The organism is Rhodoferax sp. MLSD5-FHT05B10 (genome assembly GCF_058793415.1).
The window spans coordinates 43,870-59,255 of sequence record NZ_JBXAFT010000006.1; the positions used below are offsets into that span (position 1 = coordinate 43,870).

General features: G+C 67.0%; 11 protein-coding genes. 7 read left to right on the forward strand and 4 right to left on the reverse strand.

Translation table 11 applies throughout. The annotated features are described in order from the left end of the window. Positions 1-112 precede the first annotated feature (112 nt). Positions 113-1,420: a hypothetical protein gene (locus AC1Q5W_RS10870; protein ID WP_492644628.1), complete on the forward strand. Its 1,308-nt coding sequence runs from the start codon at positions 113-115 to the stop codon at positions 1,418-1,420. Here AC1Q5W_RS10870 and AC1Q5W_RS10875 read toward each other — a convergent pair. Further along, positions 1,341-2,270, reverse strand: a complete 930-nt coding sequence (locus AC1Q5W_RS10875; RefSeq protein WP_492644627.1) for a LysR family transcriptional regulator — start codon at positions 2,268-2,270, stop codon at positions 1,341-1,343. The two genes, AC1Q5W_RS10870 and AC1Q5W_RS10875, sit on opposite strands and share 80 nt — an antisense overlap. 117 nt (positions 2,271-2,387) lie before the next feature. Between AC1Q5W_RS10875 and aptA the strand changes: the two genes are divergently transcribed. Continuing rightward, positions 2,388-3,767, forward strand: coding sequence for an omega-aminotransferase AptA (gene aptA, locus AC1Q5W_RS10880; RefSeq protein WP_492644626.1), 1,380 nt, complete (start codon positions 2,388-2,390; stop codon positions 3,765-3,767). A 34-nt stretch (positions 3,768-3,801) separates the two neighbouring features. Next, positions 3,802-5,307, forward strand: coding sequence for a CoA-acylating methylmalonate-semialdehyde dehydrogenase (locus tag AC1Q5W_RS10885; protein ID WP_492644625.1), 1,506 nt, complete (start codon positions 3,802-3,804; stop codon positions 5,305-5,307). 59 nt (positions 5,308-5,366) lie between these two features. Here the strand turns inward: AC1Q5W_RS10885 and AC1Q5W_RS10890 are convergent, their stop codons facing one another. Further along, entirely contained in the window at positions 5,367-6,602 is a 1,236-nt protein-coding gene (locus AC1Q5W_RS10890) for an MFS transporter (RefSeq protein ID WP_492644624.1), read from the reverse strand. Between the two features lie 80 nt (positions 6,603-6,682). On the opposite strand from AC1Q5W_RS10890, the gene AC1Q5W_RS10895 reads away from it, so the two are divergent. Further along, positions 6,683-8,647, forward strand: coding sequence for an ATP-binding cassette domain-containing protein (locus AC1Q5W_RS10895; protein WP_492644623.1), 1,965 nt, complete (start codon positions 6,683-6,685; stop codon positions 8,645-8,647). A gap of 11 nt (positions 8,648-8,658) precedes the next feature. On the opposite strand, the gene AC1Q5W_RS10900 is transcribed toward AC1Q5W_RS10895, so the two are convergent. Together AC1Q5W_RS10900 and AC1Q5W_RS10905 are read right to left on the reverse strand one after the other, a co-directional pair. Beyond that, positions 8,659-9,909, reverse strand: coding sequence for a CaiB/BaiF CoA transferase family protein (locus AC1Q5W_RS10900; RefSeq protein WP_492644622.1), 1,251 nt, complete (start codon positions 9,907-9,909; stop codon positions 8,659-8,661). A 250-nt stretch (positions 9,910-10,159) separates the two neighbouring features. After that, positions 10,160-11,356, reverse strand: a complete 1,197-nt coding sequence (locus AC1Q5W_RS10905; RefSeq protein ID WP_492644621.1) for an acyl-CoA dehydrogenase — start codon at positions 11,354-11,356, stop codon at positions 10,160-10,162. Positions 11,357-11,646: 290 nt separating this feature from the next. Between AC1Q5W_RS10905 and AC1Q5W_RS10910 the strand changes: the two genes are divergently transcribed. The 3 genes from AC1Q5W_RS10910 (at position 11,647) to preA (ending at position 15,362) form a co-directional block, all read left to right on the forward strand. Then, the gene (locus AC1Q5W_RS10910; protein WP_492644620.1) at positions 11,647-12,561 is read left to right on the forward strand and encodes a LysR substrate-binding domain-containing protein; all 915 of its coding nucleotides are present in this window, start codon (positions 11,647-11,649) and stop codon (positions 12,559-12,561) included. A 117-nt stretch (positions 12,562-12,678) separates the two neighbouring features. Beyond that, positions 12,679-14,040, forward strand: coding sequence for an NAD(P)-dependent oxidoreductase (locus AC1Q5W_RS10915; protein ID WP_492644619.1), 1,362 nt, complete (start codon positions 12,679-12,681; stop codon positions 14,038-14,040). A gap of 14 nt (positions 14,041-14,054) precedes the next feature. Next, the gene (gene preA / locus AC1Q5W_RS10920) at positions 14,055-15,362 is read left to right on the forward strand and encodes an NAD-dependent dihydropyrimidine dehydrogenase subunit PreA (RefSeq protein WP_492644618.1); all 1,308 of its coding nucleotides are present in this window, start codon (positions 14,055-14,057) and stop codon (positions 15,360-15,362) included. Positions 15,363-15,386 lie beyond the last annotated feature (24 nt).

Here is a 15,386-nt window from a genome sequence, read left to right on the forward strand (position 1 = left end):
CCGGGGTCCGACCCCGGTGCCGAGCAGGTATGCTCGGCGGAAACCATCGCACGGATGGTTTCTTTTTTTTGAGCCACCGCGGATCGGTCCGCGTGGCGGGCGGAGTATCGATTTGACCGGATTTTCTGCGGCGCACCCGCACACCTTGTTCACCGCCCTGTGGGTGTCCCTGTTAACCCTGGTCGGCGCCGCCGGTGCGCAGGCACAGGAGGCCCCCGGCACGCCGGCCTACGGCGTGCGCTACACCTGCGCCCCGGACCGGCTGGAGCCGCTGCGCGCGGCCATGGCGCACTACCTCCTGGAACTCGGCATTCCCGCGCACCTGGTCCAGGTGCACGTGGACCGGCCCCGCGGGCAGGTCACCTACGCGCTGGCCGGCACGGGCGAGAACACCCGCACCCTGTACCTGGCCTGGCGCCCGGAGCTGGCCATCCAGGACGAAGAGGTGCAGGTTCCCGTCAGCGACCAGGAAACGCGCCCGCTGAAAACCGTGTCGCGCAAGGAAATCGTGCTGGCCCTGCTGCACCCCGGCCGCCTGACCGAGTTCCGGGAGCAGGCCTGTGACGTGCAGGCCCTGATCGACCATGTGGGCGTGCGCCAGACGACCGTAATGTGGGCCGAAGTCCTGCACTGGGGCTGGCCCGACGGCGACGCCGCCGAATGGAACACCCGCTACTGGCACCAGGGAACCCCCCTGCCCGACGTGGCGTTGCACGAGGCCCTGAACGACCTGTTTTTCCAGCAGGACAAGTACAGCATCGGCTGCTACACCGCCACCAAGATCGTGTTCGCCCAGGGCACGCTGGACTACTACCGCCGCATCAAGAACGACCCCCAGACGGCACAACGCGTGGCGCAGCGCCTGCTGGCCGACCAGGAGCCCCTGGTGGACGTGGAGCCTGGGCGCATGTGGAGCTTCGAGCCCGACTTCGAGGCCGAGGAACTGCAACGCCCCGGCAAGCTGCTGCGCATGGTGGAGGGCGTGGCCTCCGACAACTTCGTCCCCGGCGACTGGATCTACCTGCTCAACACCGACGCCCAGACCTACCAGCGCACCGGCTATGAAGGCTCCAACGCCATCTACCTGGGGCGCAACCGGTTTGACGACTACTACAACGACAACAACCACTACTACAGCTACCAGGAAAAACTCAGTGAGGTATTCCAGTGGCGCCACGGCGTGTTCAACCGCCGCCGCGACTTTGCCAAGCACAAGCCGCTGAGCCCGCAGGACTACGAGCGCCTGAGCGCCACCCCAGACAAGGGTGGCATGCTGCTGGGCTACCGCGTGGTGCCCTACCTGTTCGGCTACGAGCCGCTGCCGGACCTCCCCGGCGCCGCTATGCCGCCGGGTGGGCCTGCGCCAGGCACGCCTGAAACGCCCGCGTCGCCCGCGCCGGTTGCGGCGAGCGGCGGGTGATGGCGAAGAACTGGCAGTCGTAGCGCAGGACCTCGGGCTGGATGGCCCGCATCTGGCCGGCCCGCACAAAGCTCTCGGCGTAGTGGTCCGGCAGGAAGCCCAGGAACTGGCCCGACAGGATCAGGGTGGCGATGGACTCCTGGTCAAAACCCGTGGCGCTGCGCGGCAGGCGCGCGCGCTGCGTCACGTCCATGTTGGGGGAGTGGTAGCCCAGACCGGCAAAACGCTGCTCGCGCAGGCTGTCCCAGTTCAGGGGCACCGGCTCCTCCCGGTACAAGGGGTGGCTCTGGCCGCAGTACAGCGACATGGCTTCGTCGAACAGGGGCGTGTACTCCAGCAGGTCGGAGCTGCGGTGGCCGGGGATGATGCCAATCTGGTACTGACCGTCGAGCACCCCGCGCTCGATGGCCGTCAGGGTGGCCACGTGCAGGTTCAGCGCCACATCGGGCGCCTGCTGCGTGAACAGGGCAATGGCCTGGGCGATGTGGGCGTGCGGGTTGCTGGCCGTCTTGTCAAACACGGCGATGTGCAGCTGCCCCCCCATGCGGCGGTGGATTTCGTCCACGCTGGCGCGAAAGGCGTCGGTGGAGGCCAGCAGGCGCGCCGATTCGGCGTAAATCTTCTCGCCTTCCGGGGTCAGGGCAAAGCCAGCCCGCCCGCGCCGGCACAGCGTCAGGCCCAGACGGGTTTCCAGGTCCTTGATGTGGCGGCTCACGGTGGAGGTGCCGATGTTGAGCTCCAGCTCCGCCGCCGCCATGCCGCCGCAGTCCACCACGGCGCGAAACACCCGCAGCAGGCGCAGGTCCATGTCGCTGATCTGGCCCAGCACGGCGCGGTTCTTTGTTTGCATAAACTGGCAACTAAATAGCGATATTTGTGACTTTATAAGAGTAACAGAGCGGCTGACAATCCGCTTTCCTGTTTGTCCATTTGCCCCACCCGCCCAGCGGGCCCACCTGGAGTTGCCATGAAGCTCAACGACACCGCCGCGTCACCCGCCGTCACCAGCACCAGCGCCTACCCCCGCGACGCCGCTTGGCTGGACGCGCACTGGATGCCCTTTACCGGCAACCGCAACTTCAAGGCGCAGGCCGCCCAGGGTTCGCGCATGCTGGTCAGCGCCGAAGGCGCCTACTACACCGACAGCAACGGCCGCAAGGTGCTCGACGGCCTCTCGGGCCTGTGGTGCTGCGGCCTGGGCCACGCCCGCCCCGAAATCACCGAAGCGGTGAGCCGCCAGATTGCCACGCTGGACTACGCCCCCGCCTTCCAGTTCGGCCACCCGCTGTCGTTTGCGCTGGCCAACAAGATCCGCGACCTCACCCCGGCGGGGCTGGACCACGTGTTCTTCACCGGCTCCGGCTCCGAGTCGGCCGACACCTCGCTCAAGATGGCCCGCGCCTACTGGCGCGCCAAGGGCATGGGCACCAAGACCCGGCTGATCGGCCGAGAGAAGGGCTACCACGGCGTGAACTTCGGCGGCATCTCGGTCGGCGGCATTGGCGGCAACCGCAAGACCTTTGGCCAGGGCATTGAGGCCGACCACCTGCCCCACACCCAGCCGGCAGCCGGCGCCTTCCACAAGGGCATGCCACCCACCGGGGCCGATCTGGCCGACGAGCTGACCCGCCTGATTGCGCTGCACGACGCCTCCAACATCGCCGCCGTCATCGTCGAGCCGTTCTCGGGCTCGGCCGGCGTCGTCATCCCGCCGGTGGGCTACCTGCAGCGCCTGCGCGAGATCTGCACGGCCAACAACATCCTGCTGATTTTTGACGAAGTCATCACCGGTTTTGGCCGCTGCGGCGCCTACACCGGCGCAGCCGCCTTTGGCGTGACGCCCGACATCATGAACCTGGCCAAGCAGATCACCAACGGCGCGCAGCCCCTGGGCGCCGTGGTGGCCAAGAAGGAAATCTACGACACCTTCATGGAGCAGGGCGGCCCCGAGTACCTGGTCGAATTCCCCCACGGCTACACCTACTCGGCCCACCCCATGGCCTGCGCCGCCGGCATTGCCGCGCTGGACGTGCTGGTGAAGGAAAACATGGTGGAGCGCGCCGCCAGCCTGGCGCCCTATTTCGAGCAGGCCGTGCACAGCCTGCGCGGCGCCAAGCATGTGGTGGACATCCGCAACTACGGCCTGGCCGCCGGCTTCACCATTGCCGCCGTGCCCGGCGAGCCCGCCAAGCGGCCATATGAAATCGCCATGAAATGCCTGGATAAGGGCTTTTATGTACGCTACGGTGGCGATACCATCCAACTGGCCCCACCCTTCATCATCGAAAAATCGGAAATCGACAGCCTGATCAACGCCCTGGGCGAAGCCCTGAACGCCACGGCCTGACCGCCCGGCACCCCTTCCTGAAAGACCGACACCCATGTCCCAGCTCCCCGCCATTGGCCACCTGATCGACGGCAAGATCGTCACCCCGGACAGCCGCGCCCAAGACGTTTTCAACCCCGCCACCGGCCAGGCCGAAAAGCGCGTGCTGCTGGCCGAGAAAGCCACGGTCGAGCAGGCCATTGCCTCGGCCCAGGCGGCCTACCCGGCGTGGCGCAACACCCCGCCGCTCAAGCGCGCGCGGGTCATGAGCAAGCTCAAGAACCTGCTGGAAGAGCACGCCGACGAGTTGGCCGCCCTGATCACCGCCGAACACGGCAAGGTGCTGTCCGACGCCATGGGCGAGCTGCAGCGCGGCATCGAGAACGTGGAATACGCCAGCTACGCCCCCGAGCTGCTCAAGGGCGAACACAGCAAGAATGCCGGCCCGGCCATCGACAGCTGGAGCGAATTCCAGGCGCTGGGCGTGACCGCCGGCATCACCCCCTTCAACTTCCCGGCCATGGTGCCGCTGTGGATGTGGCCCATGGCCGTGGCCTGCGGCAACACCTTTGTCCTGAAGCCCTCTGAGCGCGACCCCAGCAGCACGCTGCGCATCGCCCAGCTGGCGCTGGAAGCCGGCCTGCCCGCTGGCGTGCTCAACGTGGTCAACGGCGACAAGGTGGCCGTGGACACCCTGCTGACCGATCCGCGCGTCAAGGCCGTGAGCTTTGTCGGCTCCACCCCCATTGCCGAATACATCTACGCCACCGGCTGCGCCCACGGCAAGCGGGTGCAGGCCCTGGGCGGCGCCAAGAACCACGCCGTGGTCATGCCCGACGCCGACGTGCCCAACGCCGTCAACGCGCTGATGGGCGCGGCCTACGGCTCCTGCGGCGAGCGCTGCATGGCCATTCCGCTGGTGGTGGCCGTGGGCGACGCCGTGGCCGACGCCGTGATTGCCGGCCTGAAGACCGAAATTGCCAAGATGCAGGTCGGCCCCGGCACTGCGCCCGGCATGGACATGGGCCCGCTGGTCACCAAGGCCCACTTCGAGAAGGTGCGCGGCTACGTGGACCGGGGCGTGAAGGAAGGCGCCACCCTGGTGGTGGATGGCCGCGGCCTCAAGGTGGCCGGCCACGCGGACGGCTACTTCCTGGGCCCCTGCCTGTTCGACAACGTCAAGCCAGGCATGGTGATCTACCAGGAAGAAATCTTCGGCCCGGTGCTGGGCGTGGTGCGCGTGAAGACGCTGCAGGAAGGCATGGACCTGATCGACGCCCACGAGTACGGCAACGGCACCTGCATCTTCACCCGCGACGGCGAGGCTGCCCGCTACTTCACCGACAACATCCAGGTCGGCATGGTGGGCGTGAACGTGCCCCTGCCCGTGCCCGTGGCCTACCACTCGTTTGGCGGCTGGAAGCGCAGCCTGTTTGGCGATCTCTCGGCCTACGGCCCCGACGCGGTGCGCTTCTACACCAAGCGCAAGACCATCACCCAGCGCTGGCCGTCCGCCGGCGTGCGCGAAGGCTCGGTGTTCGCGTTCCCGAGCAGCCGGTAACCACCGCTGGCGCTACCGACGGCCTTGCCAACCTACGCGTTGCAAGGCCGTCAGGCACTTCACGCTGCCGGTTTCGGCAGTGGCGCACGCAACCATGCGGAGCGGGCCGACAGGTGCACCAGTACCGCCAACACGCCGTTGATCACCAGCGCCTCGCGCACTCCCAGAAAATTGACGGACACCCCGGTCACCAAGGCGCCCAGCGCAAGGCCACCGCGCATGGCCAGCATGAACAGGCTCACGGTTTGCCCGCGGATGCGCTCGGGTGCCGCCGACTGCAGCAGGGCATTGGCCGACGCGTTGCTGGCAGTCATGGACACACCGGCCAGCGCAAGAAGAACCGGCAGGCCCCATGACCAGCGGTTGAGTGCCGCGAGCACCACCACCACGCCGAAGACCAGTGCGAATGCCGAGCTCAAGGACCGACGGTCCTTGTCCGGGTCGACGGCCAGCAACCCAATCGCACCGAGCAGCCCCCCAACGCCAAAGGCCCCCATCGTGAGACTGAACTGCCCCACATCGCCCTGCAGAACCTCTTTCACCAGAACCGGGCAAAACGTGATCAGCGGAGCACACAAAAAAGCGCTGGTCAGGACCGTCTGCAAGGCGCCACGCAGCATGGGCTCGTGCACGATTTCCTTCACGCTGGCCACGAGCCTGCGGTGGTCCAGCCCCTGGCGCAGGGAAGCCGTAGTGACCACCCGCGGCAGCACCCACATGGCAACCACAATGAACGGCACATACGACGCCGCGCTGACGGCAAAGGCGCCCACCGCGCCCACACTGGCCATCAGCACCCCGGCAATGGCCGGCCCCAGAATGCGCGACAGGTTGAACTGCGTGGAGTTCAGGGCAATGGCCGAAGGAATCTGTTCACGCCTGACGATGGACGGAACAATCGACTGGAACGACGGCATGGACAGCGCGTCCGTAACGCCCACCACCAGCGACAGCAGGATCACGATCCAGGGCTGCACCCTGCCCGCCAGCAACAAGCCCACCAGCACAATCGGGCACAGCATCTGGACCGACTGGAACATCACGATGATGCGCCGGCGGTCCCCGCCATCTGCCATCGCCCCGCCAACCAGGGTCAGCAGCAGCACCGGGGCGCCCATGGCGAAGTTGTCCAGCCCCAGCAGAAAAGGCGACGCCCCCAGACTGAGCAGCAACCAGGGCTGGGCCACCTGCTGCGCCCAGGTGCCGATGTTGGACAGCAGACTGGCGAACCAGAAGGTGCCAAAGCGCCGGGTGAACAGCAGCCTGAGCGAATGGTTGAATGCGTGATTGAACATGCCCGAAGTAAAAGCGACCGCAATGGGTTGATCCTACAAGGCCGCCGCGGATCAGGGCGACAAGGGATAATCGGTGCCACATGGCACTGATTACCTTACTTGACGCCCAGCTGGCGTTTGGGCACGTCCCCCTGCTCGACCACGCTGGTTTTTCCCTCGAACCCGGAGAGCGCGTCGGCCTGATTGGCCGCAACGGCGCCGGAAAATCCTCGCTCCTGAAAATCCTGGCGGGTATGGAAAAGCCCGACGACGGCACCCTGCAGGTGCAGAGCAACACCCGCGTGGCCTACGTGGCGCAGGAGCCCCAGCTGGACGCCAATGCGACGGTTTTCATGGCTGTCCGGGCAGGCCTGGAGCGGGTCATCGGCCTGATTGAAGAGTATTGCCTGGGTCACGGCGACCTGGACGCCATGCAAAGCGAGATTGAGACCCTGGACGGCTGGAACTGGGAGCAACGGGTGAGCGAGACCCTGCAACGCCTGCACCTGAACCCCGACGCCATCGTCAGCACCCTCTCCGGCGGCACCAAGAAGCGTGTGGCGCTGGCTCAGGCACTGGTGGCGCAGCCCGATGTGCTGCTGCTGGACGAGCCCACCAACCACCTGGATCTGGACTCCATCGAATGGCTCGAAGGCCTGCTGGTGGACTTCAAGGGATCGATCATCACCATCACCCACGACCGCTCCTTCCTGGACAACGTGGCCACCCGCATCGTGGAGCTGGACCGCGGCAAGCTCATGAGCTACCCCGGCAACTTTGCCGCCTACCTGGTGCAGAAGGAAGAGCAGCTGGCGCAGGAAGCCATCATCAACGCCAAGGCCGACAAGCTGCTGGCGCAGGAAGAGGTGTGGATCCGCAAGGGCGTGGAAGCCCGCCGCACCCGCGCGACCGCCCGCATCAACCGCCTCAACGAGCTGCGCGCCAACCGCGAAGCCCGCCGCGACGTGGTCGGCAGCGTCAACATGGACGTGAACAGCGGCGACAAGAGCGGCAAGCTGGTCTCCGAGATGGTCCACGTCAGCAAGACCTTTGGCGAGCGCAAGATCGTCGACAACTTCAGCGCTACCATCCTGCGCGGTGACAAGATCGGCCTCCTGGGGCCCAACGGCGCCGGCAAGACCACCCTGCTCAAGCTCATTTTGGGCGAGCTCAAACCCGACCCGGCCCCCGCCAACGCCCCCAAGCCCGAACCCGGCCACAGCCCGTGGGGCACGGTGCGCCTGGGCGCGAATGTGACGGTGGCCTACTTCGACCAGATGCGCAACGCGCTGGACCTGGACGCCACGCTGGAAGACTTCATCAGCCCCGGCTCCGAGTGGATCGAGATCGGCAACCAGAAGAAGCACCGCAAGAGCTACCTGGCCGACTTCCTGTTCTCGCCGGCCCGCGCCAACTCGCCCGTGCGGTCACTCTCCGGTGGCGAGCGCAACCGCCTGCTGCTGGCGCGCCTGTTTGCCCGCCCGGCCAACGTGCTGGTGCTGGACGAACCCACCAACGACCTGGACATTGACACCCTGGAGCTGCTGGAAGATCTGCTGCAAAGCTACGACGGCACGGTGTTCCTGGTCAGCCACGACCGGACCTTCCTGGACAACGTGGTCACCAGCACGATTGCCTACGAGGGCGACGCCAAATGGCGCGAATACGAAGGCGGCGTGAGCGACTGGCTGATCCAGACCAAGCGCGCCAACGCCATCAACGCGGCCGCCGGCAAGGCTACGGCCAAGCCCTTCAACTACGAGCGCGAGCAGCTGCAGAAGCAGGAGCAGGCCACCGCCCAGGTGAGCGCCAGCACGCCCGTGGCAGCGCCTGCGGCCAAGACCAAAAAGCTCAGCTTCAAGGAACAGCGTGAGCTCGACGGCCTGCCGGAGCGCATTGCCGCGCTGGAAGCGGAACAACAATCCATTGCCGAGGCCCTGGCCGACGGCAGCCTGTTTGCCAGCGACAACGCGCGGGCGCTGGAGCTGTCCAGCCGCACCGCGCAGATCGACGACGAACTGATGGCCGCGCTGGAGCGCTGGGAAGAGCTGGGCCGCCCGGCCTGAGCCGTGCAGCCCTAGACCACGCCGGCCTGGCGCAGCGCGGCAATGCCGTCGGCGTCCAGTCCCAGCTCCCCCAGCACCTCGGCCGTGTGCTCGCCCAGCATGGGCGGGGCGTTGCGCAGCACCGGCGGCGCATCGCCCAGGCGCAGCGGGCTGGCCACCGTTGCTATGGATTCAATAGCTGTCTGCGCAACAGCTGCGGGCGCCAGCGACTGATTTACCACTAAATTGCGGGCCTGTACCTGGGCATCGGCAAAAGCCTGGCCCATGTCGTTGATGGGGCCGCAGGGCACGGCCTTGTCTTCCAGCAGCGCAATCCACTGCGCCGTGGTGCGCGTGCGCGTCACCTCCAGCATGGCCGGAATCAGCGTTTCGCGGTGGCGCACGCGGTCGGTGTTGGTGGCGTAGCGGGCGTCCGCCGCCCACTCGGGGTGGCCGGCCACCTGGCAGAAGCGCGCAAACTGGCCGTCGTTGCCAATGGCCAGCAGCATGGCGCCGTCGAGCGTGTCAAAGTCCTGGTACGGCGCCAGGCTGGGGTGGCTGTTGCCCTGGCGCTGCGGCACCTTGCCGGTGTTGAGGAACCCCCCTGCCTGATTGGCCAGGATGGCCATGCCCACGTCCAGCAGCGCCATGTCGATGTGCTGGCCCAGGCCGGTGCGGTGGCGCGCCTCGATGGCGGCCAGGATGGCGGTGGAGGCATACACGCCGGTGAACAGGTCGGTCAGCGCCACACCCACGCGCTGCGGGCCGCCACCGGGCACGTCGTCCGGGCGGCCGGTGATGCTCATCATGCCGGTCATGGCCTGGATCATCAGGTCGTAGCCGGCGCGCGGCGCGTAGGGGCCGGTCTGGCCGAAGCCGGTGATGGAGCAGTAGATCAGGCGCGGGTTGATGGCCTGCAGGCTGGCGTAGTCCAACCCGTAGTGTTTCAGCCCGCCGACCTTGAAGTTCTCCACCAACACGTCGCTGTGCGCTGCCATCTGGCGGACCAGCGCCTGGCCTTCGGGCTTGGCGATGTCGATGGTGATGGAGCGCTTGTTGCGGTTGCAGGCGGTGAAGTAGGTGGCGTGCGCGGTGTCGTTGCCCTGCGCGTCCTTCAGAAACGGAGGCCCCCAGTGGCGCGTGTCGTCGCCCTCGCCGGGGCGCTCGACCTTGACCACGTCGGCGCCCAGGTCGGCCAGGATCTGGGTGCACCAGGGACCGGCGAGCACGCGCGACAGGTCCAGGACTTTGAGGTGCGCAAGGGCAGCGGGTTTTTCACTCATATACGGCTCACTTGTTTCCGATGTTGTGCCTGCCGGGGTGGAGCAGTCCGGGGGCCTCATGGTGCCAAATGCGCACAAATCGGCCCCCGGACTACCCCACCCCGGCGAAAAGGGAAGTTACGGACGGCGGCGTTCCAAATACATACCCGGCGTCGGTTGGGGGTGGGGTGGCGGCCGATTTGTGCGCATTTGGCACCGTGAGGCCGCCGCCACACCCCCAGCCGACGTTACCCACCCATTTAACAGCAATTCAATTACCGAACGCCGCAATCCCCGTCTGCGCCCGACCCAAGATGAGGGCGTGGATGTCATGCGTGCCTTCGTAGGTGTTCACCACTTCCAAGTTCACCAGGTGGCGGGCCACGCCGAACTCGTCGCTGATGCCGTTGCCGCCCATCATGTCGCGCGCCAGGCGGGCAATGTCCAGCGACTTGCCGCAGCTGTTGCGCTTGAGGATGGAGGTGATCTCGACGGAGGCCGTGCCCTCGTCCTTCATGCGGCCCAGGCGCAGGCAGCCCTGCAGGCCCAGCGCAATTTCGGTCTGCATGTCGGCCAGCTTCTTCTGGATCAGCTGGTTGGCGGCCAGGGGGCGGCCGAACTGCTTGCGGTCCAGCACGTACTGGCGCGCGCGCGTCCAGCAGTCCTCGGCGGCACCCAGCGCGCCCCAGGCAATGCCGTAGCGGGCGCTGTTGAGGCAGGTGAACGGGCCTTTCAGGCCCTGCACCTCGGGGAAGGCGTTTTCTTCGGAGCAGAACACGCCGTCCATGACGATCTCACCGGTGATGGAGGCACGCAGGCCCACCTTGCCGTGGATGGCGGGAGCCGACAGACCCTTCATGCCCTTTTCCAGCACGAAGCCGCGAATGGGGCCGACCTGGCCGCTCTCGGACACTTCCTTGGCCCAGACGACGAACACGTCGGCGATGGGGCTGTTGGAGATCCACATCTTGGAGCCCTTGAGCTGGTAGCCGCCGGCCACCTTGTGGGCGCGGGTGGCCATGGAGCCGGGGTCGGAACCGTGGTCGGGCTCGGTCAGGCCGAAGCACCCGATGTATTCGCCAGTGGCCAGCTTGGGCAGGTACTTCTGTTTCTGCGCCTCGGTGCCGAACTCGAAAATCGGCACCATCACCAGCGAGCTCTGCACGCTCATCATGGAGCGGTAGCCGCTGTCCACGCGCTCGACTTCGCGGGCGATCAGGCCGTAGGCCACGTAGTTCAGGCCGGGGCCGCCGTACTGCTCGGGGATCGTGGGGCCCAGCAGGCCGAGTTCACCCATCTCGCGGAAGATGGCCGGGTCGGTCGTGCCGTCGCGGAACGCCTGGGTCACGCGGGGCAGCAGCTTGTCCTGGCTGTAGGCCGCGGCGGCCTCCTTGATCATGCGCTCGTCGTCGGTGAGTTGGCTGTCGAGCAAAAACGGGTCTTGCCAGTTGAACGATGCGTGGGCCATGGGAAATCTCCAGGTAAAGGGGTAAACAAGCCGAACGAGCGGACTGCGCGGTGCACAGGCAACGCCTTTCCAACCCGACTGGAAGCCATGGTAGTCCCAGGCACCCCGCCTTGGCAAACGACTTATTGGCAACCAGATATGCGTTTACTGCATGTATAAAACCCAACAACACACTCTATTTTTAGTACAAATAGTGAGTTTATTGGCTGTATTCATTGCGTAGATAGCTATCAATTCAGGAGCACACAAACCGCCCAACAAACCCGGGATTTGTGTATATTGGGCACACCATGCGCAGAAAAATCCCTTCCCTGCAGGCGCTGGCCTGCTTTGACAGCGCCGCCCGCCACCAGAGCTACACCCGCGCCGCCCAGGAGCTGGCACTGACGCAAAGCGCCATTTCACGGCAGATTGCTGCGCTGGAAGGCTACCTGGGCGTGCCCCTGTTTCGCCGCACCCGCCACGGCGTGGCGCTGACCGAGGCCGGCAGCCAGTACGCCCGCCAGATTGCGCCGCGCCTGCAGGCGCTGGAGCGCGACACGCTGGACGCCATGTCGGGCCAGGGGGCCGGCGGCGCCATCACCCTGGCGGCGGTGCCCACGCTGGCGGCGCGCTGGCTGATTCCCCGGCTGGGCGACTTCAACCGCGCCCACCCCGACGTGCTCATCCACATCGAAACCCGCACCCGCCCCTTCCTGTTTGCCGACACCGAGGTGGACGCCGCCCTGCACGCCGGCACCGCGCAGCAGATGGCCCACTGGGCCGGCACCCGGCTGCTGCAGCTCATGCCCGAAGTGGTGCTGCCGGTGTGCGCCCCCGCCCTGCTGGGCGGGCGCAGCCACTGGAGCCCGGCCGAACTGGCGCAGCAGACCCTGCTGCAGCAGAGCACCCGGGCCGACGCCTGGCGCCAGTGGTTCGAGGCCGCCGGGCTGGAGGGCGACATGGCCACCCCCGCCGCCCTGGCGGGGCCGCGCTACGAACAGTTTTCCATGACGGCCGCCGCCGCGGCCCAGGGCCTGGGCGTGGCGCTAATTCCTCCGCTGCTGATCGAGGCTGAACTGGCGCGCGGCGAACTCGTCATTGCCAACCCGCTGCCCCAGCCCGGCGAACGCCACTACTACCTGGTGCAACCCGAAGGCGTGCAGCCCAAGCCGGCGCTGCAGCAGTTTGCCCAGTGGCTGGTGCAGGCCGCCCGCCCCCAGTGAGCGCCGCCGCCGGGCCGGACCCTGCGGACAAACCCCTAGATACAGACTGGCATCACACTTGCTAGCATTCTTTTCAGAAGTTGACTAAACGGTCAGTTTTTGAACAGGAGTGCACCCGTGTCCACCTCGCCCCTACCCGACGTCCGCCCCGCGCGCCTGCCCGCCGACGCCTACGCCACCGCCTTTGCCGACGCCACGCCCCGCCTGACCCACACGCAGGCCCTGCTGGAAGCCGAGCGCTGCCTCTACTGCTTTGACGCCCCCTGCGCCACGGCCTGCCCCACCGGCATCGATGTGCCCAGCTTCATCCGGCGCATTGCCGACGAGAACCTGCGTGGTGCAGCCCGCACCATTCTGGAGAGCAACCCCCTGGGCGGCATGTGCGCCCGGGTCTGCCCGACCGAGAACCTGTGCGAGGCCGTCTGCGTGCGCAACACGCAGCAGGGCCAGCCCGTGGCCATTGGCCGGCTGCAGCGCCACGCCGTGGACGCCCTGATGGAAAGCGACCGGCCCCAGCTCTTCACCCGCGCCCCGGACACCGGCAAGACCGTGGCAGTGGTGGGCGCCGGCCCCGCCGGCCTGGCCTGCGCCCACACGCTGGCGCGCCTGGGCCACACGGTGACGGTGTTCGACGCCCGCGCCAAGGCCGGCGGTCTGAACGAATACGGCCTGGCGGCCTACAAGACGCCCGACAACTTCGCCCAGCGCGAAGTGCAGTGGCTGCTGGACGTGGGCGGCATCAGCGTGCGCACCGACTGGAAGCTGCAGACCACCGAGCAGCTCGAAACCCTGCGCAAGAACTACGACGCCGTGTTCCTGGGTCTGGGCCTGGCCAGCACGCAGCGCTTGAGCATTCCCGGTGAAGACCTGGCCGGTGTGCAGGACGCGGTGGACTTCATTGCCACGCTGCGCCAGACGCCCGACAAGTCCACCCTGCCCATGGGCCGGCGCGTGATCGTCATCGGCGGGGGCATGACCGCCGTGGACGCCGCCGTGCAGAGCAAGCTGCTCGGCGCGCACGTGGTGCACATGGTGTACCGGCGCGGGCCGGAGCAGATGTCGGCCTCGCGCGCCGAGCAGGAATGGGCACAGACCCACGGCGTGGTGCTGCACCACTGGCTCTCGCCGCTGGAGATCGAAGGCCAGGACGGCCACGAAGGTCGTCACGTTCGGGCCGTGCGCTTTGCCGAGCAGGAATTGGTGGACGGCCGGCTGCAGCCCACCGGGCGCGAGCTGCGCTGGGAGGCCGACCTGGTGTTCAAGGCCATCGGCCAGCAACTGGGCAACCCGGTGCTGGCACAGGCCGGCCTCGCGCTGGACGGTGGAAAGATCGCCACCGACGCCGAGGGCCAGACCAACCTGCCCGGCGTCTGGGCCGGCGGCGACTGCCGTGCCGGCGGGCTGGACCTGACCGTGGAGGCGGTGGAGCACGGCAAGCAGTCGGCCCGCGCCATCCATGCCTACATCACACGTGCCTGAGACGGGAGAACACCATGGCCAATCTGCACACCACCTTTGCCGGCATCAGCAGCCCCAACCCCTTCTGGCTGGCCAGCGCGCCGCCCACCGACAAGGCCACCAACGTCAACCGCGCCTTCGAGGCCGGCTGGGGCGGCGTGGTCTGGAAGACGCTGGGCGAGGCCGGACCGCCGGTCGTCAACGTCAACGGCCCGCGCTACGGCGCCCTGCTCACGCCCGACCGGCGCCTGATGGGCTTCAACAACATCGAACTCATCACCGACCGCGACCTGGAGCTGAACCTGAAGGAGATACGCGAGGTCAAGCGCAACTGGCCGGACCGCGCCATGATCGTCTCGCTGATGGTGCCCTGCCAGGAGGAGAGCTGGAAGGCCATCCTGGCGCGCCTGGTGGACACCGGCGCCGACGGCATCGAGCTCAACTTCGGCTGCCCGCACGGCATGAGCGAGCGCGGCATGGGCGCGGCCGTGGGCCAGGTGCCCGAGTACATCGAGATGGTCACCGCCTGGTGCAAGCAGTACAGCAAGCTGCCCGTCATCGTGAAGCTCACACCCAACATCACCGACATCCGCAAACCGGCCCAGGCGGCCAAGCGCGGCGGGGCCGACGCGGTGAGCCTCATCAACACCATCAACTCCATCATGGGCGTGGACCCGTATTCGCTGACCATGACGCCCAACACCGGCGGCAAGGGCAGCCACGGCGGCTACTGCGGCCCGGCGGTCAAGCCCATTGCGCTGAACATGGTGGCCGAGATCGCCCGCGACCCCGAAACGCGCGGCCTGCCGATTTCCGGCATTGGCGGCATCGGCACCTGGCGCGACGCGCTGGACTTCATCGCGCTGGGATCCGGCACGGTGCAGGTGTGCACGGCCGCCATGGTCTACGGCTTCAAGATCGTGCAGGAGATGGAAAGCGGCCTGTCCGACTACATGGACGAGATGGGCTTCACCTCGGTCAGTCAGATCGTCGGCAAGGCCGTGCCCACGGTGAGCGACTGGCGTTACCTGAACCTCAACGTTATTTCCAAGGCCGTCATCGACCAGGACAGCTGCATCCAGTGCGGGCGCTGCCACATTGCCTGCGAAGACACCAGCCACCAGGCCATCACCTTCGAGAAGAATGGCCAGCGCCACTTCGAGGTGAAGGAAGACGAATGCGTGGGCTGCAACCTGTGCGTGAACGTGTGCCCGGTGACCAACTGCATCACGCTGCGCGACCTGCCCGTGGGCGAGGTGGACCTGCGCACCGGCAAGCCGGTGGTAGCCACCCATGCCGACTGGACCACCCACGCCAACAACCCCCTGCGGATTCAGGCCTGAATCCGCCCCAAACCCTTGTATTCA